Here is a 21,087-nt window from a genome sequence, read left to right on the forward strand (position 1 = left end):
GGCGCAGCCGCGCCCACCAAGGTGGGCGTCTACCAGAGCGGGGTACTAGGCGGCGGCAGCGCCGGGCCATGCCCGGCGAGCGCAGCGGCATGGGGCTACGGGCTGCCCGACATCCCCAGCTGCAGGTCCACCACTTTCCAGCGCAGGCCCTGCGGCTCCAGCACCACCTTCATCGGTGGCTGGCCGGGGCCGCGATCCACATCGATCACGAAGCGGTCCAGCGCTTCGAAATGATGTTCGGCATTCTTCAACGGCCGCGCCGGTTCAGTTGCGCCGAAGGCGTCGCCACCCTGCAGTTCATTGCGGCCACGCTTCCACAGCACGTGGCCCTGCAGCATCGCGCCGATCCCGGTCGGGGTCACCATGGTTTCCACCGCGGCCCCCCCGAGCTGGTCGCCGAGGCCGTAGAGGAGGGCACCGAACGGGCTGGCCGCCACGTCTGGGCCGGCCTGGCGCACCAGGTAGTCATTGAGCTGCGCGCGCAGGCTGCTGCGCACGCGCGGGAAATCGACGTAGCGCTCCAGGCGCGCAGTGTCGCGCTGCTCGATGGCCTTGGACAGGCCATTGACGGTCAGGTACGGGCCGCCGAACCACCAGGCCGCCAAGGCCAGGACCAGCAGCACAAGCAGTGCGGTGAGCTTCTTCATGCCGGACAGACTGCCGCAACGGCGGCAGTGCCGGGTGAAGACTCACTGACTGGGCGAACCACGGCCATCACCGAAGGCATCGACCAGCCTTTGGCGTTCTGCCGGAGTCAGCGCCTCCAGCCGCGTCGCCAGCACTTCGTCCAGGCTGCGGGTGCGGGTGGTGCCGAGGATGCCGCTGGCAACGCCGGGATGGCCCAGCGCATAGGCGAAGGCGGTCTGGGCCGGGCGCTGGCTGTGGATCGTGGCCACCGCGCGCCGCATCTGGCGGGCACTGCGCATCAGCTGGCGGCTGCTGGGCTTCAGCCACGCGCGCGCCAGATACCAGCCATCGGCCAGCCGTGGCAGGCGCGCACGCGCGGGCAGCAGGTGTCCTTGCGCCAGCACGGTGCCGGCCAGCACGCCGATGCCCACTGCCTGCAGCCGATCGATAAGCGGTTCCCGGTCCTGCTGCAGGGCGTTGTAGTCCAGCAGTACCACATCGAAGGCGTCCGGATGGGCGATCATCCAGCGCAGGGTCGAGGCCGAGTGGGTGTTGATGCCGGTGTACCGGATCAACCCACGTTCGCGCAGGCGCTGCAGTGCCGCCAGCAGGTCGTCACTGATGTCGTGTTCGCTGGCGCCATGCAGCTGGTAGACATCAAGATGGTCCAGGCCGAGGTTGCGCAGCGACGCCTCGCAGCTGGCGGTGATGGCCGCGGGCGAGAAGTTGCGTTGCTCGGCGCCGCTGATGCCGGCCTGGCCGGTCAGCGTGCCGCCCTTGCTTGAGATCACCAGTGAATCGCGCGGGTACTGCTTCAGCAACGGGCGCAGGATGCGGCCCAGGCGCGGCTCGGCATGGAAGCCGGAATAGTTGTGACCGGTATCGAGCAGGTTCACCCCGTGGGCAAGCGCATGTTCGACCACGGCAGCCGCCTCATGCTCGGGGAAGCGGCGATGACCCCAGAAGCCGGAGCAGCCCAATCCGATCGGTGAAACGGCCAGGCCGGTGCGGCCGAGCACGCGCCGCTGGCGGGCCAGCGGAAGATTCTGCGACATCAGAATTCCAGGTCCAGCGCAGCGCACAGGTAGTCGACGAACGGGCCGAGCGCGGCCAGGTCCTTGCCCAGCGTGGACAGCAGGCGTGGGCCGGTCATCGTGGCGTCGTCCAGCGAGCGCCACATCACCCAGTTGCGGTGCTTGAGGTCGTCGATGAACTCGAAGTCGGCCGGGAAGCCACGAGGGGGGCGCACCAGCTTCTCGCTCTCCTCGAAATCGAAGCGCTTGCGCAGGGCCGGCGCGTGCGCGGCGGCCTTCCAGCTGCCCGGGTTGTCGAGGATGAAATGGCGCACGCGGCGCTGGGTTTCCGGTTCCGGATGCCACAGGCCGGCGCCGACGAAGCTCTCGCCGGGTTGCAGGTGCACATAGAAGGACGGCGCGGCCACCTCTCGGCGGCGCTCATGGAACAGGCGCGCACCCTGCCAGGTCTTGTACGGTGACTTGTCGTTGGAAAAGCGCGCGTCACGGTGGATGCGGAACAGCGAGCCACCGACGCCGCGGGTATCGGCGCGGAAGTGCTCGCTGACCTCGGCCAGTGCCGGCTGCAGGTCGCCCAGCAGGCGCAGGAACGGCTGCCGGACGTGGTCTTCATACTGCTGGCGGTGGTCGTTGAACCAGGTCTTGTCGTTGTGCCGCGCCAGGCTGCGCAGGAACTTGAAACTGGCGTCCGAGAAATAGGTGCTCACAGCGTCTCCTGCAGGTGCTGGCCCCAGTCGCGCAACGATTGCAGCAGGGCCTGGCGCCGCGCGTCGCCGGGCGCTTCGGCGGCCAGTGCATCAAGCTGTTGCTGGTACTGGGGCAGGTTGAGTTCGCCCAGGCCGCCGTCGCCGAGCAGGCGCTGGCGGCGGTAATCCTGCCAACGCTGGTGTTCAGCCGGCGCGAGGCTGCCGGGATGGTTGCGTGCGCGGTAGCGGAACAGCAACTCTGGCAGGCGCGGGTCGCGGAAGCGGCCTTCCAGCGCGGCCAGCTGCTCCGGCGCGGTGGTGCGTGCCAGCGCGAGCAGCGGCTTGTCGCCGTTGCCGAGGAATCCGTCGTACAGCGAGGCATCGACATCGGCCACGGTCGCGACGCGGGGCTGGTTGTAGACCTGGCGTGCCTTCTCGGCCAGCTGTGGAGCGAACGCGCGCAGCCGTTCCACCTTGGCCTCGATCGCGGCCACGTCCAGGCCGAGGCGCGCATGATCGTCGGCGCGCAGGTGGTTCCATGCGATCAGTGCCGGCACCTTGTTCAGGTGTACTTCCTTCAGCGGTACGCGTGTCACGCCTTCGGGCAGCTCGCTGGCCCGCATGTACAGGCGCTGTGCGATCACCTCGGCCGGCAGCTCCAGCAGGTCGTCGATCTCGCCTTCCAGGTCGAACACGATCACCCGGTTGTTGATGGTCGGGTGTACGGCCAAGGGCAGAACCGGTGCGGCGCAAAGGCGGCTGGCAGGGTAGCGCATGGAAATGTGCAGGACCGGCTTCATCGCGGCCACGTCCAGCAGGCCGCCGACGAAGCGCTTGTCGCGCAGCTTCAGTGCGTACTCCCACAGGCGCGGCTGCGACTGCTTGAACAGCCGAGCCATGCCGATGGTGGCGCGCACGTCTGACAGCGCTTCGTGCGCATCGCCTTCGCGCACGTTGTTGGCCTCGGCCAGGTGCTCGAGCTTGAACGAGGTGGCGCCGTCTTCGCGCAGCGGCCACCGGATGCCGTCCGGGCGCATCGCGCGCATCAGCCGCAGCATGTCCAGCAGGTCCCAGCGCGAATTGCCATTGCGCCACTCGCGCTCGTAGGGATCGTGGAAGTTGCGGAACAACCCGTAGCGGACGAACTCATCGTCGAAGCGCAGGGTGTTGTAGCCAAGTGCGCAGGTGCCGGGGCGCGACAGCTGCTCGTTGATCCGGTCGAAGGCTTCGGCCTCGCTGATGCCCTCGGCCAGGGCCTGCTGCGGGGTGATGCCGGTGACCAGGGTGGCCATCGGCGAGGGCAGCAGGTCGTCTGCCGGGCGCACGAAGAAGCTGACCGGCGTGTCGATCTCGTTGAGGTCGGCATCGGTGCGGATCGCGGCGAACTGCGAGATGCGCGTGCGCCGCGGGTCCTGGCCGAAGGTTTCCAGGTCGTAGAACAGGAAGCTGTCTGCCATCAGTGCGCGCCCTCCAGGACCGGCAACTGCGCGTGGACCTGCGCTTCCAGTGCGGCCCAGTCGATGTTGTCCAGTGAATCGTGACCGGCGGTGGCTGCAACCAGCAGGTCGCGCTGCAGTTCGGTGCGGCGCAGCGCCTCGGCGTAGGGCGTGTGCAGGAAGGTGACCATCGTGTAATGCGGCACGAAGCGGGTCGGCCAGCGCCGCTGCAGTTCCTGCTCCAGCTCGCGTTGCAGCAGGAATGCAGGGTCGGCCACGCGGTCGCGCATCTCCAGGTAGTTCTCAAGCGCCATCTGCTGGATGGCACGTGCATTCGGTTTGCGCTCGGCTTCGAACGCGGCGAACGCGCTTTCCAGGTCATCGGCCTCCATCAGCTGGCGGGCCAGTGCAACGCAGTCCTCGAATGCGCAGTTCATGCCCTGGCCGTGGAACGGCACCATCGCATGCGCGGCGTCACCGATCAGCACGGCGCGGCCCTGCTGATGCCAACGTTCCAGGGTGAGCGTGCCGAGCAGGCCCGGCGGGTGTTGTTCCCAGTCCTTGCGCAGGTTGGGAATCAGCGGCAGGGTGTCGGCGAACTCGCGCGCGAACAGCGCCTCGGCCTGCGCGCCGGTGTTGACCGTGGCAAAGCTGGGATCGCCCTGGTTGGGCAGGAACAGGGTGACCGTGAAAGTGCCTTCGTGGTTGGGCAACGCGATGCACATGTAGTGGCCGCGCGGCCAGATGTGCAGCGCATTGCGCTCGATGCGGAAGCCGCCGTCGGCGGCCGGCGGGATCTCCAGTTCCTTGTACGAATGGTCAAGGAAGGCGATGTCCTCGCCCAGCGGCGCACGACGGTTCATCGCCGCGCGCAGTGCCGAGCCCGCGCCGTCGGCACCGATCAGGGTGTCAAAGCGGATGTCGTGCGGGCTGTCGTCACGGTCATCGATGAAACGCGCGTAGCCCGCGTCGAAATCCACGGTGTGCAGGCGGCGATGGAAGTGCACGGTGGCACCGGCCTGTTCGGCCAGTTCCAGCAGCGTGGTGTTCAGATCGCTGCGATGGATCGACCAGATCACCTCGCTGTCGTCGCGGCCATAGCGCTGCAGCTGCGGTTCGCCGTCGCGTGGATGCACCATGCGCCCGCGCATCATCACCGCGCGCGCCATCACCTCGTCTTCCACGCCGGCCTGGCGCAGTGCATTGCGCCCGCGCTCGGCCAACGCCAGGTTGATCGAACGACCGCTCTCGTAGTCGGCAATGCGGGGATCGCCACGGCGTTCGTACAGGGTGATGCGCCAGCCTTGCCGTGACAGCAGGATGGCCAGCAGGGACCCGGCAAGGCCGGCACCGATAATGCTCAACGAGCGGGAGGCGTGTGCGATCAACGAACTGTCCAGCAGCAGGGGAGGGGTCGGCTTACAGGCCGGCCCAGGCTTCCACTTCCTCGACGAAATGGTGCACGTCCAGGTAGCGGTTGTAGAGCGGGGTGGGCGAGATGCGGATCACGTCAGGCTCGCGCCAGTCGCCGAGCACGCCGATGCCGCGCAGGTGCTCGAACAGTGCACGGCCACGCTCGCGGCCACCGATCACGCGCAGCGACAACTGGCAGCCGCGGCGCTGCGGATCGGCCGGGGTAATGATGTCCAGCACCTGCGGCAGGCGTGCGCGGACCAGTGCTTCGAGCAGGCCGGTCAGCGCCAGCGATTTGCTGCGCAGCGCCTCCATGCCGGCACGCTCGAACAGGTCCAGCGAGGCACGCAGTGGTGCCAGGCCGAGGATCGGCGGATTGCTCAACTGCCAGCCTTCGGCACCGATGGCGGGGGTGAACTGGGGCGCCATCTGGAAGCGGGTCGATTCCTCATGGCCCCACCAGCCGGCAAAGCGCGGCAAGGTGGTGTCGCGATGGTGGCGCTCGTGCACGAACGCGCCGGCCACCGCGCCCGGGCCGCTGTTGAGGTATTTGTAGTGGCACCACACGGCGAAATCGGGCGCCACCTCATGCAGGCGCAGCGGCAGGTTGCCAACCGAGTGCGCCAGGTCGAAGCCGATGCGTGCGCCCTGCAGGCGTGCGGCGCGGGTGATCGCATCGAGGTCGAAGGCCTGGCCGGTGCGGTACTGCACGCCGGGCCACAGCACCAGCGCCAGGCGCGGGCCGTGCTCGGCGATGGCGCGTTCGATCGCGGCCAGCGAAATCGTGCCGTTGGCTTCGTCCGGCTGCACTTCCACCAGACACTCGGCCGGGTCGAAACCATGGAAGCGGATCTGAGCTTCCACCGCGTGGCGGTCGGTCGGGAATGCGCCGGCTTCCATCAGGATCACCGGGCGCTGCGTGGTCGGCCGGTAGAAGCTGACCATCATCAGGTGCAGGTTCACGCTCAGCGTGTTCATCGCTACCACCTCGCTGGGCAGCGCGCCGACCACGCGGGCCAGCTGCGCGCTCACCAGGCGGTGGTAGGACAGCCACTGCGTCGGGCCGGTGAAGTGGCCTTCCACCGCCAGTTCGCCCCATTGTTTCATCACTTCCTGCACCGCTGCCTGCGCACCGCGCGGCTGCAGGCCCAGCGAGTTGCCGACGAAGTAGGTCTGCTCGCCGCCTCCATGGCGCGGAATCAGGAATTCGCCACGCAGCGGGCGCAGCGGATCGGCGGCGTCCAGGGCGATGGCGTGGGTGCGGCTGAGCAGGTCGGACATGGTCGGGCAACAGGCTGCAACGGGACCGCCAGTGTAGCGCCTGGGGCCGGCGTGATGCCGCGCGGCGCGCTCGCCGGGCATGGCCCGGCGCTACCTGGGGATCACGCGCATCGGTAGCGCCGGGCCATGCCCGGCGGAGGTAACAGCAATCGCCATGCCCACCGGCCTTTCAACCCGCCGCGGGCACCGGCAGCGGGTCCACGTGCCCGCACTGGCTGCAGGTACGCAGTTCCAGGCTGGCGTGGTAGCGCGCAAACACCTTGGGCAGGTCGGTTTCGATGTTCTGCAGCGGGAAATACTCTTCGTGCAGCTTGTGGTTGCAGCGCTCGCAGTGCCAGATCACGCCGTCCATCTCATGCGGCAGCCGCTTGCGCTCGACCACCAGGCCGATGCCCCCGGGCGGGCGCCGCGGCGAGTGCGGCACCTTCGCCGGCAACAGGAAGATCTCGCCGGCGCGGATCGGAATGTCGCGTACCGCGCCGTCCTCCTGCACCTTCAGCACCATCTCGCCTTCGAGCTGGTAGAACCACTCGGGGCCTTCGTCGTAGTGGTAGTCGGTACGCGAGTTCGGCCCGCCGACCACCATCACGATGAAATCGCCGTTGTCGATCATCTTGTTGCCCACCGGCGGCTTCAGCAGGTGGCGGTTCTCTTCGATCCAGGCGTGCAGGTTGATCGGTGGAGCGAGCATGGTGGTCATCCGTGTGGGGATCAGTCGCGACGGCCCTTGCGCGGCACGAAGGACAGCGCTTTTTCATACGCTGGCTGCAGCTCTTCCAGCGAACCGACGTCGATGCCCATTTCACGCACGCGTCCGTCTTTCAGGCTGTAGACCCAGCCGTGCACCATCAGCTTCTGGCCGCGGGCCCAGGCATCCAGCACGATGGTCGAGCGGCAGAGGTTGGCGACCTGCTCGATCACGTTCAGCTCGCACAGCCGGGCGTGCTTGAGTTCGTCGTCTTCGATGGCGTCGAGGATGCCCTGGTGCTTCTGCACCACGTCACCGACATGGCGCAGCCAGTTGTCGGCCAGGCCGACGCGGGTGTTGTGCAGGCAGGCATGCACGCCGCCGCAGCCGTAGTGGCCGACGATCAGGATGTGCTTGACCTTCAGCTGGTCCACCGCGTACTGCACCACGCTCAGGCAGTTAAGGTCGGTGTGGGCGACCACGTTGGCGACGTTGCGGTGCACGAACACTTCGCCCGGCGCCATGCCGATGATCTGGTTGGCCGGCACGCGCGAATCGGAGCAGCCGATCCACAGGTACTCGGGATGCTGCTGCTTGGCCAGCTGGTGGAAGAAGTCGGGGTCCTCCTTCTCGATGCGGTCGGCCCAGTCGCGGTTGTTCTGCAGCAGCTTGTGGATGTCTTTCATGTTCGGGTCCCTGGCGTCGGGTGGGGCGCACCGCAGCCATCCAGCTGCGACGTCGCGGGAATCGGGGGTGTTCAGCCGCTGCGGGCGGCCTGTTCGCGGTGCCAGCGCATCCACTGCGCCAACTCGGTGGAGGAAGGGGTGCCCAGCTGTTCCAGTTCGGCGATCACGGCGCGCTGGTTGGCGTCGGGATGGTTCTGGCTCAGCTTCAGCTTCAGCTGCACGTGTTCGACCTGGAAACGGAAGCCGACGATGGCACGCAGTTCCGGGCCATGTTCGGCACGCGTGGCATCGAACTGCCAGGCCTGGCCGACGCTGGCTTCGAAGTGGTCGCTGATCGTGCCGACCAGCCCGGCCAGCGCATCGGTGTCGTCGAAGGTGTGCAACTGGCCACGCAGCTCGGCGGCGGCGTAGTTCCAGGTCGGCACCCGCGCGGCAGGCTCCTTGTCCGGATACCAGCTGGCCGAGACGTAGCCGTGTGGTCCGTCGACCAGCACCTTGGCCGCACCGCCGTGGCGCGACTGCGGGTTGGCGCGGGCCCAGTGCCCGCGCAGCTCGATGCGCTCGCCCTCGCGCCGGTACAGCACCGGCATCCGGGTCAGCTCCGGCAGGCCATCGCTGCCGGGGGTGAGCACAGTGACGAATGGATCACGCGCCAGCAGGCGGTCCAGCCAGAGCAGGTCGGTCTCGGCGAAGGCGCGTGGAGTGAACATGCCTGGATCAGGCGCGCGCGCCCAGCGACTGGATCATGCGGCCGCGCAGGCCTTCGTCGTTGTCGGCCTGCGGCGGCTGCACTTCGTGCAGGCTGAAGCCGCGCACCAGCGCGTCTTCCTCGTCCAGACCGTCATACTCGACGAATTCGGCGTCGAACAGCTGCGAACGGGCGGTGTCTTCGCTGTCATAGCTCAGCGTATTGCCGTCGCTGTCGAGCACCTCAGCGGTGCCGGCCGGGCGAACGCGCAGGCGCGCCCAGATCAGGGTGTTGCCGAGGCTGGCCAGCCACCAGCTGTCGCGCGAGGCGGAAATGTCATTCATGGGGGTTACCAGAGCGAGGCCAGCCAGAGCAGGGCGGCCATGCCCAGTCCGGCCAGCAGGGTCAGCAGCGATACCCAGGCCGGCGTCGCCAGCCCGGACAGCGAGCGGTCCGGCTGCTGGCGATAGTCGCGGCGCAACAGCCAGGCCAGGGCATCGGGCTTGAGGAAGGCGCCGCTGCCGAAGCGCTCGGCGAGCGCCGGATGACGGTCGCGGACGTGCACCAGGGTCAGCGGCCAGAAGATCACGAAGGCACTGAACCCGGCCACTGCAACGCCGACGAAACACAGGGCGAAGAACAGGGTCATGGGAGCCGTACCTCCGTGGACGTGTGGGCCTTAGAAGTCCGCACTGCCCGGGGCGCGCGGGTAGGGGATCGCATCGCGGATGTTGGACAGCCCGCAGACGTACACCACCAGGCGTTCGAAGCCCAGGCCGAAGCCGGCGTGAGGCACCGAGCCATAGCGGCGGAAGTCGCGGTACCAGCTGTAGTGCTCACGATCCAGGCCGAACTGGGCCATGCGCGCGTCCAGCACGTCGAGGCGCTCCTCACGCTGGCTGCCACCGATGATCTCGCCGATGCCCGGGGCCAGCACATCCATCGCGGCAACGGTCTTGCCGTCGTCGTTCAGGCGCATGTAGAAGGCCTTGATGTGCTCCGGATAGTTGGTCACCACCACCGGACGGCCGACATGCTCCTCGGTCAGCCAGCGCTCGTGCTCGGTCTGCAGGTCCAGGCCCCATTCCACCGGGAAGTCGAACTTCCTGCCGGACTTCTGCAGCAGGCTGACCGCATCGGTGTAGTCGATGCGCTCGAACGGTGCGTTGATGAAATCTTCCAGCTTGGTGATCGCGTTCTTGTCCACGCGCTCGGCGATGAAGGCCAGGTCGTCGCTGCGCTCGTTCAGCACGGCGCGGAACAGGTACTTCAGGAACTCTTCGGCCAGGCGTGCGTCTTCGGCCAGGTCGGCGAAGGCGATTTCCGGCTCGATCATCCAGAACTCCGCCAGATGGCGGGTGGTGTGGCTGTTCTCGGCGCGGAAGGTCGGGCCGAAGGTGTAGACCTTGCTCAGCGCCAGGCAGTACGCCTCGACGTTCAGCTGGCCGGACACGGTCAGGAACGTTTCCTTGCCGAAGAAGTCGCGGCTGAAGTCGATCGCGCCCTTCTCGTCACGTGGCAGGTTCACCATGTCCAGGGTGGACACGCGGAACATCTGGCCGGCGCCTTCGGCATCGGAGGTGGTGATGATCGGGGTGCTGATCCAGTTGAAGCCGTTCTCGTGGAAGAAGCGGTGCACGGCCTGGGCCAGGCAGTTGCGGATGCGGGTGACTGCGCCGAACAGGTTGGTGCGCGGGCGCAGGTGCGCGACTTCGCGCAGGAACTCCGGCGACATCGGCTTGGGCTGGATCGGGTAGGTGAGCGGGTCTTCGACCCAGCCGACCACGTCCAGTGCGCTGGCCTGGATCTCGAACGACTGGCCCTTGCCCTGCGACTTCACCAGGGTGCCGGTGCCGATGACCGAGCAGCCGCTGGTCAGGCGCTTGATCTCGTCGAAGTTGGCCAGGGTGTCGTTGGCCACGATCTGGATCGGGGCGAAGCAGGAGCCGTCGCTCACATTCACGAAGGCCAGATTCGCTGAACCGCGCACCGTGCGCACCCATCCGCGTACCGTGACTTCGCCGCCTTCCGGGATCTTCCCGGCAAGCGCATGTTCAACGCTGACCACCGTCATGACTTGAATCCTCTGCTGATCGACTCGATCTGTGAACACGGGAGTTTACCGGTTGCAGCGTTCTGCTTGCGAGGCATTTTTCGCGGCAACGGCTCCTTATAATGTTCCCGTACCTCTGGAGTAGCCCCATGGCCGTCAGCCTGACCCCCATTGCCTTCGAGCGCGTGCAGCGCTTTGTCGCCCAGACCCCCGGCGCGCTGGGCCTGCGTTTCGGCGTGACCAGGACCGGCTGCTCCGGTTGGGGCCACGTGACCGACCTGGCCCGAGACGAGCGCGAGGGCGATACCGTGTTCGACCAGGACGGCGTGAAGATCTATGTCGACGCCAAGAGCCTGGCGCTGGTGGACGGCACCGTGATCGACTTCGGCAAGCATGGCCTGAGCGAGACCTTCACGTTCAGCAACCCGAACGCCACCGCCGAGTGCGGCTGCGGCGAGAGCTTCACCACCGACGCCGACAAGGCCTGACGCGCGGCTTTGGCGCCCGCCGGGCATGGCCCGGCGCTACCCGCCTGGTGGGTGCCGACCTTGATCGGCACCGGGGCAGGGCACCCCGGTTCAGAAGGTCGGGTGCCCCCGGTTGCCCGCCATTCCCATCTGCGCCATAATGCGCGGCTTCCTGCCTTCCTGGCGGGAATCCTTGCCCCACCGCGGTCTCAACGGCGGGGGGCTGTCCGGCCGAAAGGCCACATCCGAAAGGTAGAAAAAACATGAGTCGTCATTACGAAATCGTGTTCATGGTCCACCCGGACCAGAGCGAGCAGGTCCCGGCCATGATCGAGCGCTACAAGTCGCTGGTCGAGAACGGCAACGGCACCATCCACCGCCTGGAAGACTGGGGCCGCCGCCAGCTGGCGTACCCGATCCAGAACCTGGTGAAGGCCCACTACGTGCTGATGAACATCGAAGCCGACCAGGCCGTTCTGAACGAACTGACCGAGAGCTTCCGCTTCAACGACGCCGTGCTGCGCAACCTGGTCATCAAGCGTGACGAGGCTGACACCGAGCAGTCGCTGATCATGAAGAGCAAGGACGAGAAGGGTGACAAGCCGGAGCGCGGTGAGCGCCGTCGTCGTGACGACGAAGAAGGCGAGTCCACCACCACCGCTGACAACGAAGCCGGCGACGACGCCGCTTCCGCCGCCTAAGGAGCCTTCCCATGTCCAAGTTCTTCCGTCGCCGCAAGTTCTGCAAGTTCACGGCTGAAGGTGTGAAGGAGATCGACTACAAGGATCTCAACACCCTGCGCCAGTACCTGACCGAGAACGGCAAGATCGTGCCGAGCCGCGTCACCGGTACCAAGTCGAAGTACCAGCGCCAGCTGGCGACCGCCGTCAAGCGCGCTCGCTTCCTGGCCCTGATCCCGTACACCGACAACCACGACGTCTGATGCCGGCGGGGCGGCCCGGTGCCGCCCCCGCTGTGCCAGCTATTCGGACAGCCTTTGTTGCGGGGCATCGCCTCGCTAACGAATAACTCATCTGGAGCAATACCATGCAGCTGATCCTCCTGCAGAAAGTCACCAACCTCGGCAACCTGGGCGACCTGGTCGACGTGAAGCCGGGCTACGGCCGTAACTTCCTCGTGCCGCAGGGCAAGGCCGTGCCGGCCACCGAGAGCAACAAGGCCGAGTTCGAAGCCAAGCGCGCCGAATACGAAGCCAAGGCCCAGGCCATCCACGCCGAAGCTGACGCCCGCAAGGCCAAGCTGGACGGCGCAAGCGTGACCATCCCGGCCAACGCTTCGACCGAAGGCAAGCTGTACGGCTCGGTCGGCGCCCGTGAAATCGCCGATGCCTTCACCGCTGCCGGCCTGCCGGTCAGCAAGAGCGAAGTCATCCTGGGCGAAGGCGCCTTCCGCAACATCGGCGAGTACGACGTGCTGATCCACCTGCACGCCGACGTCGAGACCACCGTCAAGGTCGTCGTCGTCGCCGAAGCCTGATTCCACGCCGCAAGGCCTGGCATCACCGCAGAACGGGCGCCCGCAAGGGTGCCCGTTTTGTTTTATGGTTCCGTTTCGCCAGCTCGGGCCACGTGCGGCCGGCGGGGCAGGGCCGGGCAATGTTCCACGCCCATTCGTAGAACACGGCCACATCGGTATACTCAGGGCGTCACACCCGTTCCACGGGCATCGATCCCAACAGGATCAATGACTTGGAGGGTAAACGCAGGCCGCTTGCCGGCCCCAGTCCGGAACCCCTATGCGTCTTTCCACGATCAAGCTGTCCGGCTTCAAGTCGTTCGTCGATCCGACCACCCTGCACCTGCCGACCAACATGACCGGCGTGGTGGGCCCCAATGGCTGCGGCAAGTCGAACATCATCGACGCCGTGCGCTGGGTCATGGGCGAGAGCTCGGCCAGCCGCCTGCGCGGCGACTCGCTGACCGACGTGATCTTTTCCGGTTCCAATGCCCGCAAGCCGGTGTCGCAGGCCACGGTCGAGCTGATCTTCGACAACTCCGACCACACGATCTCCGGCGAGTACGCCGCGTTCAACGAAATCTCGGTCAAGCGCACGGTCAGCCGCGACGGTACCAGCAACTACTACCTCAACGGCACCAAGTGCCGCCGCCGCGACATCACCGACCTGTTCCTCGGCACCGGCCTGGGCCCGCGCAGCTACTCGATCATCGAGCAGGGCATGATCAGCCAGATCATCGAGGCGCGCCCGGAAGACCTGCGTGTGTACCTGGAAGAGGCAGCCGGCATCTCCAAGTACAAGGAGCGCCGCAAGGAGACCGAGACCCGCATCCGCCACACCCGCGAGAACCTGGACCGGCTGGGCGACCTGCGCGACGAGATCAGCAAGCAGCTGGAGCACCTCAAGCGCCAGGCCAAGCAGGCCGAGCAGTACCAGGCCCTGCAGGAAGAGCGCCGGGTCAAGGATGCCGAGTGGAAGGCGCTGGAATTCCGCGGCCTCGACGGGCGCCTGTCGAAGCTGCGCGAAGGCCTGTCGCAGGAAGAGACGAGGCTGCAGCAGCTGATCGCCGACCAGCGTGATGCCGAGGCGCGCATCGAGACCTCGCGCGCGCGGCGCGAAGAGGCCGCCGACGCGCTGAACACCGCGCAGGCTGCGGTCTACCAGGTCGGCAGTACGCTGGCGCGCCTGGAACAGCAGATCCAGCACCAGCGCGAGCTGTCGCAGCGCCTGCACAAGGCGCGCGATGAAACCCAGCAGGCGCTGGCTGAACTGGGCCAGCACATCAGCGGCGACGAGGCCAAACTGAGGGTGCTGCGCGAGGCGGTGGAGGCCGCCACTCCGAAGCTGGAAGCACTGCAGGAAGAAAACGAGATCAAGCAGGAAAGCCTGCGTGAGGCTGAAGAGCGGCTGGCCAGCTGGCAGCAACGCTGGGAACAGCACACCTCGCAGAGTTCGGAAGCCTCGCGCGCCGGCGATGTCGAGCGCACGCGCGTGGACTACCTGGACAAGCAGATCCTCGACGCCGACCGGCGTCGCGAGGCCCTGGCCGCCGAACGCGCAGGCCTGGACGTGGACGCGCTGGAAGAAGCCTTCGAGCAGCTGCACCTGCAGCACGACACGCAGAAGGCCGCACTGGATGAATTGAGTGAAGACGTCGAGCTGCGCAAGCAGGGCGTGACGGCAGTGCAGGAACAGCAGCGCAATGGCCAGAACGAACTGGCTGAACTGCGCAAGCAGGCCAACGGCCTGCGCGGTCGCCTGGCCTCGCTGGAAACCCTGCAGCAGGCCGCGCTGGGCCAGGAGCAGGGTGCAGCCGTGGCCTGGCTGAAGGCGCGCGGGCTGGATTCGGCGGCGCGCGTCGGCGAACGCCTGGACGTGGATGCCGGCTGGGAAAACGCGGTGGAAAGTGCGCTCGGCCAGCTGATCGAAGGCGTGCTGGTCGATGACCCGGCCAGCCTGGTCGGCGCGCTGGGCGAACTTGGCGAAGGCCACATTGCGCTGGTCGCCGACGATGCTTCTGAACTGAAGGTGGCGCCGACCTCGCTGGCGGCACGCGTGCGCGGCCCGGCGGCGATCCGTCGGCTGCTGGCGCACCTGCATGGTGCGAAGGACCTGTCCGAGGCGAAGGCCCTGCAGGCCAGCCTGCCGGAAGGCGATTCGATCATCACCCAGGGCGGCGAGCGGCTGGGCCAGGGCTGGCTGCGCGTGTCGCGCTCCGGTGCCGCCGAGCAGGGTGCGCTGCTGCGCGAGCGTGAGATCAATGAACTGCGTGAGCAGATCGAGCAGCTGCAGGACCGCGAGGCCGAGCTGGAAGAGCAGCTGAGCGGTTTCCGTGAGCAGCTGCAGGCGGCCGAGCAGCAGCGCGAGGACGCGCAGCGCGCGCTCTACCAGGCCCACCGCGCGGTGTCCGAGCTGGCCGGCCAGCTGCAGGGCCAGCAGGGCAAGGTGGAAGCGGCACGCACCCGCATCGACCGCATCGAGGGCGAGCTGAAGCAGTTGCAGGAAACGCTGGAAGCCAACAACGAGCAGGCGCGGGAAGCGCGCTCGCGGCTGGAGAGTGCGGTCAGCAGCATGGGCGACCTGGAATCGACCCGGCAGCGGCTGGAGGGCGAACGTCGGCAGTTGACCGAGGCCCGCGACCTGGCCCGCGATGCCGCCCGCGCGGTACGCGAGCGCGCGCATTCGCTGGCCTTGACCCTGGAATCGCAGCGCGCGCAGCTGGACTCGTTGAGCCAGGCGCTGGAACGCATGGGCACCCAGCGCGGGCAGCTGGACGCGCGGCTGGGCGAGCTGTACTCGCAGCTGGACGAAGGGGATTCGCCGGTCGAATCGCTGCAGGCCGAACATCAGAACGCGCTGGAAGAGCGCGTGCGGGCCGACCGTGTGCTGACCGAGGCGCGAACGCTGCTGGACGGCATCGACGCCGAGTTGCGCAACTACGAGCAGACCCGCCACCAGCGCGACGAGCAGGCGTTGGCCCAGCGCGAGCGCATTTCGCAGCGCAAGCTAGACCAGCAGGCCTTGGTGCTCAGCGCCGACACCCTGCAGGCGGCGGTGGAAAAGGCCGGCTTCGTGCTGCAGGACGTGCTCAATGCACTACCCGAGGACGCCCGCCTGGGCGACTGGGAGCAGGCCGTGCACCAGATCGACGCACGCATGCGCCGGCTGGAGCCGGTCAACCTGGCCGCCATCCACGAGTACGGCGAGGCTTCGCAGCGTTCGGACTACCTGGATTCGCAGCACGCCGACCTGACCACGGCGCTGGAAACACTTGAGGATGCCATCCGCAAGATCGATCGCGAGACCCGCGGGCGCTTCAAGGACACCTTCGACCGCGTCAACGCCGGCGTCCAGGCCCTGTATCCGCGCCTGTTCGGTGGCGGCCACGCCTACCTGGAACTGACCGGTGAAGACCTGCTCGACACGGGCGTGACCATCATGGCGCGCCCGCCGGGCAAGCGCGTGTCGAGCATCTCGCTGCTGTCCGGCGGCGAGAAAGCGATGACCGCGGTGGCGCTGGTGTTCGCCATCTTCCAGTTGAATCCCGCCCCGTTCTGCCTGCTGGACGAGGTGGACGCGCCGCTGGACGAAGCCAACGTCGGCCGCCTGGCCAACATGGTCAAGGAAATGAGCGAGAAGGTGCAGTTCCTGTTCGTCAGCCACAACAAGGCGACGATGGAGGCCGCGCACCAGCTGTCGGGCGTGACCATGCGTGAGCCGGGCGTCAGCCGCCTGGTCAGCGTGGACCTGGAAGAAGCCGCGCGATTGGCGGGCGCGGCCTGACGTGCCATCCTAGTTACCTGAATGAACTAGCCGGAGAACCTATCGAATGTCCGACACGGCACTGTTGCGCATCGGCATCCTGGCCGCCGGCCTGCTGTTGATCGCCGCGATCTTCCTGTTTGGCCGTCCGAAGAAAAAGCCCCAGGGGCGCCGCGTGGAAAACGCGGAACCGACCAGTGGCGAGCGCCGCGAACCGGTCCTGGGCGAGGACGGCGTCGTGGTGGCCGAGGGCCGCGTCGAACCGGGCATGGGCGGCGAAGGCGAGCAGGCCGAACTTGGCCTGGCCGACACCGATCCGGGCGCGGCCAACGACGTCGGCAAGCGCACCACCCAGGATTTCGACAAGATCGTCTCGCTGTTCGTGGCCGCCCGTGCCGGCGAGCAGCTGCGCGGCGAAGACATCGTGGTGGCGGCGGAGAAGACCGGCCTGGTATTCGGCCACATGAACGTGTTCCACCGCCTGGTGGAAGGCCACCCCGAGCGCGGCCCGATCTTCTCGATGGCCAGCATCATGAAGCCGGGCAGCTTCGACATGGCCAACATCCGTGCCATGGAAACCCCGGCCATCGCCTTCTTCCTGACCCTGCCGGCGCCGCTGACCGCGCTTGATGCCTGGGAGAAGATGCTGCCGACCGTGCAGCGCATGGCCGAGCTGCTCGATGGCGTGGTGCTGGATGACAGCCGCAATGCCCTGGGCCGCCAGCGCATCGCGCACATCCGCGACGAGCTGCGTGCCTACGACCGCCAGCACCAGGCACCGCCGCTGACCAAGACCCCGCGCTGGTGAGCGCCATGGCGTGCCGACCAACGGTCGGCACCCACCCCGACCAATGGTCGGCATCCACAACAGCAGATCCACGCCATGCGTGGATGGGGCGAACCAAGTTCGCCCCCACCAACGGGGTCAGGCCGGTACGCCGGCCACCTTGGCGAACGCACGGCGGAATGCGGCCATTTCGTCTTCGGTGCCGACGGTCACGCGCACGCGCTGTGGCCAGATCGGCCAGCTGCGGCCAATGATCACGCCGTTGTCTGCCATCGCCTTGGCAAAGGCGGCACCGTCGCGCTGCACATCCACCACGAAGCAGTTCGCTTCCGACGGGACGCAGCTGAAACCACGCTTGCCCAGCCACGCGATGGTGGCCTGCCGCACCTGGGCATTCTGCAGGCGCCGCTGCGCGATCAACTGGGGATCCTGCAGGCTGGCCAGTGCTGCGGCCAGTGCTGGCACGGGCAGTGGGTTGTCGCCCAGGCTGGCCAGTTCGCGCAGGCGGTCGGGATGTGCGGCCGCCACGCCCAGGCGCAGGCCGGCCATGCCGTACAGCTTGGAGAACGTGCGCAGCACGATCAGGTCATCGCGCTGCGCTACCTGCGCGATCAGGCTCGGCTGCTCGCTGTACTGCAGGTAGGCCTCGTCGACCAGCACGCGGGTCGATGCGGGCTTGTGGGCCAGCAGCCAGGCGAGCTCATCCGGTGGGCTGATCGAACCGGTCGGGTTGTTCGGATTACACACATACACCAGCCCGGTCGGGCGCGCTTGCGCGGCGGCGACCATCGCACGCAGGTCATGCGCGCCGTCGTCGCGCAGCGGCACCTTCTGCACATGGGCGCCGCGAGCAGCGGCGACCTCGCCCAGGGTCTCGAAGGTCGGGTCGGCCACCACCAATCCCGCCTGCGGCCCGGTCCACACCGTGGCGGCGCGGTTCAACGGCTCGCTTGAGCCGGGATAGAGGCGCACGTGGTCGGCCGGAATACGTGCCTGCTCGATGAAGGCATCGCGCACCTGTGCGGCCAGGGCGAAGCGGTAGCGGCCGCAACTGGCGATACTGTCGCGCGCGGCCTGCTGGGCCGCCGGCGAGGGGCCGTAGGGGCACTCGTTGAAGTTCAGCAGTACCACGCCTTCGGCAGGGGCCGGGGCGACGGCGGCCGCAGGTTGGGCCTGGCCAAGCCGCGGCAGTCCGCTGCCAGCGACGGCGAGGCCGGCACCGGCCAGTTGCAGGAAGCGTCTACGGGAAGCAGGCAGGGTCACGGGTGGGATTCCGAGGAGTAGCCTTCGCACGCTAGCGCTGGTTGCGGTGGGCGGCAAGCCCGCTTTTTGTAGTGCCGAGCCATGGTCGGCTGCAGGTGTGCCAACCAAGGTTGGGCACCTGCCGGGGCGGGGAGATGGTTGGCATCCACCAGGGCAGGGGGGCGCCCGTCGAGCATGGCTCGGCGCTGCGAAGGGGGGGCATTACAGGGCCTGACGGCCGGGCGCGGTAGAATCCCCGGCCATCCCAGAACCACCGGATTCCGATGAGCTCCAGCCCCGCCGAACGCGCCGAAGATCTCCGCCGGCAGATCGCCCAGGCCAACCGCGCCTACCATGAGCTGGACGCCCCGGAGATCCCCGACATCGACTACGACCGGATGGTGCGCGAGCTGGAAGCGCTGGAGCGCGAACATCCGGAACTGGCCCGGGCCGACAGTCCGACCCAGCAGGTCGGCGCGCGTCCCTCCGGCCGTTTCCCCGAAGTCCGCCATGCGGTGCCGATGTTGTCGCTGTCCAACGCCTTCAGCGATGAGGAAGTGGCGGATTTCGTGCGCCGCATCGATGAACGCCTGGGCCGCCGCAGCCTGCAGTTTTCGGCCGAGCCGAAGATGGACGGCCTGGCGATCAGCCTGCGCTATGAGGATGGTCATTTCGTGCTCGGCGCGACCCGCGGCGATGGCAGCACCGGCGAGGACGTGACCGCCAACCTGCGCGAGATCGGCGATGTTCCCAAGCGGCTGCACGGCAAGGACTGGCCGGACGTGCTGGAGGTGCGCGGCGAAGTCTACATGGCGCGCGCCGATTTCGAGGCGTACAACGAACGTGCGCGCCTGCACGGCGGCAAGGTGCTGGCCAACCCGCGCAATGCGGCGGCCGGGTCGCTGCGACAGCTCGACCCGAAGATCAGTGCGCAGCGCAGGTTGAGCTTCTTTGCCTACGGTACCGGTGAAGTGCAGGGCGGCGAGCTGCCCGATACCCATTCGGGCACGCTGGCGCAGCTCGGCGCCTGGGGTTTCCCGGTCAGCGCGCTGTGCAAGGTGGTGGAAGGCACCGACGGCCTGCTCGGCTACTACCGCGATATCGGCGAGCGCCGCGACGGCCTGCCGTTCGATATCGATGGCGTCGTCTACAAGCTCGATGACCGTGCCGGCCAGCAGGCGATGGGCTTTGTCTCGCGTGCGCCGCGCTGGGCCATCGCGCACAAGTTCCCGGCACAGGAACAGAGCACCACGGTGGAGGCGATCGAGATCCAGATCGGCCGCACCGGTGCGGCCACACCGGTCGCGCGGCTGGCACCGGTGGCCGTGGCCGGCGTGATCGTGTCCAACGCCACGCTGCACAACGCCGACCAGATCGCACGCCTCGACGTGCGCGTCGGCGACAGCGTGATCGTGCGCCGTGCCGGCGACGTGATCCCGGAAGTGGTCAGCGTCATCCTCGATCGCCGCCCGCAGGGCACCACGCCCTGGCAGATGCCGACGCGCTGCCCGGTGTGCGGCTCGGAGATCGTGCGCGAGGAAGGGGCGGCCGCATGGCGCTGCTCGGGCGAACTGTCCTGCCCGGCGCAGCGCAAGGAAGCCATTGCCCATTTCGCTTCGCGCCGCGCGATGGACATCGACGGCCTGGGCGACAAGTACATTGAAACCCTGGTCGACGCTGGCATCGTCAAGAGCGTGGCCGACCTGTACAGGCTCAGTCGTGACCAGCTGCTGCACCTGAAGCTGGTGCTGGACGCTGAAGATCCCTCGGCGCTGGCCGCCGCACTGAAGCTGCACCTGCCGGCTGAAGGCAGTGGCGCGGTGCTCAATGCGGTGCTCAGGCTGGACGGCAACGATCCGGGCTGGCGCGCGCAGGCGCTGGCGCAGCCGGCCCGCTTCGAATGGAACACGAAGAAGATCGCGACCAAGTGGGCCGACAACCTGATCGCGGCCATCGACGCCAGTCGTGCCGCCACGCTGGAACGGCTGCTGTTCGCGCTGGGCATCGAGCACGTGGGCGAAAGCACGGCCAAGGCGCTGGCGCAGTGGTTCGGTGACCTGGAACTGATCCGCCACCTGCCGTGGCCATTGTTCAAGCGCGTGCCGGACATCGGTGGCGAAGTGGCGCGGTCGCTCGGCCACTTCTTCGAACAGCAGGGCAACCAGCAGGCCATCGATGACCTGCTGCAGGTCGGCCAGGTCCGCATCAGCGATGTGCACGCGCCCAGCGCCAAGCTGCGCGAGGGGCTGGACCTGGCGCAGCTGTTGGTCGAATCAGAGATTCCCGGCATCACCCGCCTGCGCGCGGAGAGACTGGTGGCCGCGTTGCCCGGTGCCCAGGCGGTGCTCGACGCCGAGCATGGGCAGTTCGTCAACGCCGGATTGCCGGACGACACCGCGCGTGGCCTGGCCCAGTGGCTGGACAGCGAGGGCCATGGCGCGATGCTGCTGGCAGCCGAGAAGGCGATGCAGCAGATCCTGGCCAAGGCACCGGCGCTGGCCGAGATCGTGGCCGGCCCGCTGGATGGGCAGACCGTGGTGCTGACCGGCACCCTGGCCCAGCTCACCCGCGATGCCGCCAAGGAGCGCCTGGAGGCCCTCGGTGCAAAGGTCTCCGGCAGCGTCTCGAAGAAGACCAGCTTCGTGGTCGCCGGTACCGAAGCGGGTTCCAAGCTGGACAAGGCGCAGTCGCTGGGCGTGCCGGTGTGGGACGAAGACCGCCTGCTGGCCTATCTGGCCGAACACGAGTGACGATCCCGCC

The 21,087-nt window shown here is 67.6% G+C and carries 20 protein-coding genes; 7 read left to right on the plus strand and 13 right to left on the minus strand.

Annotated features, from left to right (window positions below; genetic code table 11):
* Window positions 1–95 precede the first annotated feature (95 nt).
* The 12 genes from AC5P74_RS05345 to asnS form a co-directional block, all read right to left on the minus strand.
* Window positions 96–647, minus strand: a complete 552-nt coding sequence (locus tag AC5P74_RS05345; RefSeq protein WP_171957308.1) for a DUF2939 domain-containing protein — start codon at window positions 645–647, stop codon at window positions 96–98.
* Between the two features lie 42 nt (window positions 648–689).
* Complete coding sequence (locus tag AC5P74_RS05350) at window positions 690–1,682, minus strand: aldo/keto reductase (RefSeq protein WP_171957309.1); 993 nt, start codon at window positions 1,680–1,682, stop codon at window positions 690–692.
* Window positions 1,682–2,368, minus strand: a complete 687-nt coding sequence (locus AC5P74_RS05355; RefSeq protein ID WP_053500718.1) for a DUF2461 domain-containing protein — start codon at window positions 2,366–2,368, stop codon at window positions 1,682–1,684. The genes AC5P74_RS05350 and AC5P74_RS05355 overlap by 1 nt, the downstream gene beginning before the upstream one ends.
* Complete coding sequence (gene sbcB, locus AC5P74_RS05360) at window positions 2,365–3,804, minus strand: exodeoxyribonuclease I (protein WP_005417410.1); 1,440 nt, start codon at window positions 3,802–3,804, stop codon at window positions 2,365–2,367. Before sbcB ends, AC5P74_RS05355 begins: the two co-directional genes overlap by 4 nt.
* On the minus strand, window positions 3,804–5,171 hold the full coding sequence (locus tag AC5P74_RS05365) for an FAD-dependent oxidoreductase (protein ID WP_053500712.1): 1,368 nt from the start codon (window positions 5,169–5,171) through the stop codon (window positions 3,804–3,806). Before AC5P74_RS05365 ends, sbcB begins: the two co-directional genes overlap by 1 nt.
* Before the next feature lie 31 nt (window positions 5,172–5,202).
* On the minus strand, window positions 5,203–6,477 hold the full coding sequence (kynU, locus tag AC5P74_RS05370) for a kynureninase (RefSeq protein ID WP_005417408.1): 1,275 nt from the start codon (window positions 6,475–6,477) through the stop codon (window positions 5,203–5,205).
* Between the two features lie 169 nt (window positions 6,478–6,646).
* Window positions 6,647–7,168, minus strand: coding sequence for a 3-hydroxyanthranilate 3,4-dioxygenase (locus AC5P74_RS05375; RefSeq protein WP_049439577.1), 522 nt, complete (start codon window positions 7,166–7,168; stop codon window positions 6,647–6,649).
* Window positions 7,169–7,188: 20 nt separating this feature from the next.
* Window positions 7,189–7,851 carry a carbonate dehydratase gene (can, locus tag AC5P74_RS05380; protein ID WP_005417406.1) on the minus strand — a complete coding sequence of 221 codons (663 nt, stop codon included), beginning with the start codon at window positions 7,849–7,851 and terminating at the stop codon, window positions 7,189–7,191.
* A 71-nt stretch (window positions 7,852–7,922) separates the two neighbouring features.
* On the minus strand, window positions 7,923–8,561 hold the full coding sequence (locus AC5P74_RS05385; protein WP_053500867.1) for an FMN-binding negative transcriptional regulator: 639 nt from the start codon (window positions 8,559–8,561) through the stop codon (window positions 7,923–7,925).
* Window positions 8,562–8,568: 7 nt separating this feature from the next.
* Window positions 8,569–8,883, minus strand: a complete 315-nt coding sequence (locus AC5P74_RS05390; RefSeq protein ID WP_005417404.1) for a hypothetical protein — start codon at window positions 8,881–8,883, stop codon at window positions 8,569–8,571.
* A 5-nt stretch (window positions 8,884–8,888) separates the two neighbouring features.
* Window positions 8,889–9,188, minus strand: coding sequence for a hypothetical protein (locus AC5P74_RS05395; RefSeq protein WP_005417403.1), 300 nt, complete (start codon window positions 9,186–9,188; stop codon window positions 8,889–8,891).
* Between the two features lie 30 nt (window positions 9,189–9,218).
* Window positions 9,219–10,613 (minus strand): asparagine--tRNA ligase, encoded by a 1,395-nt coding sequence (gene asnS / locus AC5P74_RS05400; RefSeq protein ID WP_005417402.1) that lies wholly within the window; start codon window positions 10,611–10,613, stop codon window positions 9,219–9,221.
* 128 nt (window positions 10,614–10,741) lie between these two features.
* Here asnS and AC5P74_RS05405 point away from each other — a divergent pair, with 128 nt between their 5' ends.
* The 6 genes from AC5P74_RS05405 (at window position 10,742) to zipA (ending at window position 17,106) form a co-directional block, all read left to right on the plus strand.
* Window positions 10,742–11,080 carry a HesB/IscA family protein gene (locus AC5P74_RS05405; RefSeq protein WP_005417401.1) on the plus strand — a complete coding sequence of 113 codons (339 nt, stop codon included), beginning with the start codon at window positions 10,742–10,744 and terminating at the stop codon, window positions 11,078–11,080.
* Between the two features lie 242 nt (window positions 11,081–11,322).
* Window positions 11,323–11,760 carry a 30S ribosomal protein S6 gene (gene rpsF / locus AC5P74_RS05410; RefSeq protein WP_006452997.1) on the plus strand — a complete coding sequence of 146 codons (438 nt, stop codon included), beginning with the start codon at window positions 11,323–11,325 and terminating at the stop codon, window positions 11,758–11,760.
* Between the two features lie 11 nt (window positions 11,761–11,771).
* Window positions 11,772–12,002, plus strand: a complete 231-nt coding sequence (rpsR, locus tag AC5P74_RS05415) for a 30S ribosomal protein S18 (protein WP_002804494.1) — start codon at window positions 11,772–11,774, stop codon at window positions 12,000–12,002.
* Between the two features lie 104 nt (window positions 12,003–12,106).
* Window positions 12,107–12,556, plus strand: a complete 450-nt coding sequence (rplI, locus tag AC5P74_RS05420) for a 50S ribosomal protein L9 (protein ID WP_043398478.1) — start codon at window positions 12,107–12,109, stop codon at window positions 12,554–12,556.
* Between the two features lie 259 nt (window positions 12,557–12,815).
* Window positions 12,816–16,319 (plus strand): chromosome segregation protein SMC, encoded by a 3,504-nt coding sequence (gene smc, locus AC5P74_RS05425; RefSeq protein ID WP_346607431.1) that lies wholly within the window; start codon window positions 12,816–12,818, stop codon window positions 16,317–16,319.
* Window positions 16,320–16,365: 46 nt separating this feature from the next.
* The gene (zipA, locus tag AC5P74_RS05430) at window positions 16,366–17,106 is read left to right on the plus strand and encodes a cell division protein ZipA (protein WP_053500863.1); all 741 of its coding nucleotides are present in this window, start codon (window positions 16,366–16,368) and stop codon (window positions 17,104–17,106) included.
* A 117-nt stretch (window positions 17,107–17,223) separates the two neighbouring features.
* Here the strand turns inward: zipA and AC5P74_RS05435 are convergent, their stop codons facing one another.
* Window positions 17,224–18,348 carry a pyridoxal phosphate-dependent aminotransferase gene (locus tag AC5P74_RS05435; RefSeq protein WP_065178621.1) on the minus strand — a complete coding sequence of 375 codons (1,125 nt, stop codon included), beginning with the start codon at window positions 18,346–18,348 and terminating at the stop codon, window positions 17,224–17,226.
* A 257-nt stretch (window positions 18,349–18,605) separates the two neighbouring features.
* Between AC5P74_RS05435 and ligA the strand changes: the two genes are divergently transcribed.
* Window positions 18,606–21,077 carry an NAD-dependent DNA ligase LigA gene (gene ligA / locus AC5P74_RS05440; RefSeq protein WP_428986913.1) on the plus strand — a complete coding sequence of 824 codons (2,472 nt, stop codon included), beginning with the start codon at window positions 18,606–18,608 and terminating at the stop codon, window positions 21,075–21,077.
* Window positions 21,078–21,087: the final 10 nt, after the last annotated feature.

The sequence above is a fragment of the Stenotrophomonas sp. YJH_SMC_94-11 genome, from assembly GCF_059370435.1.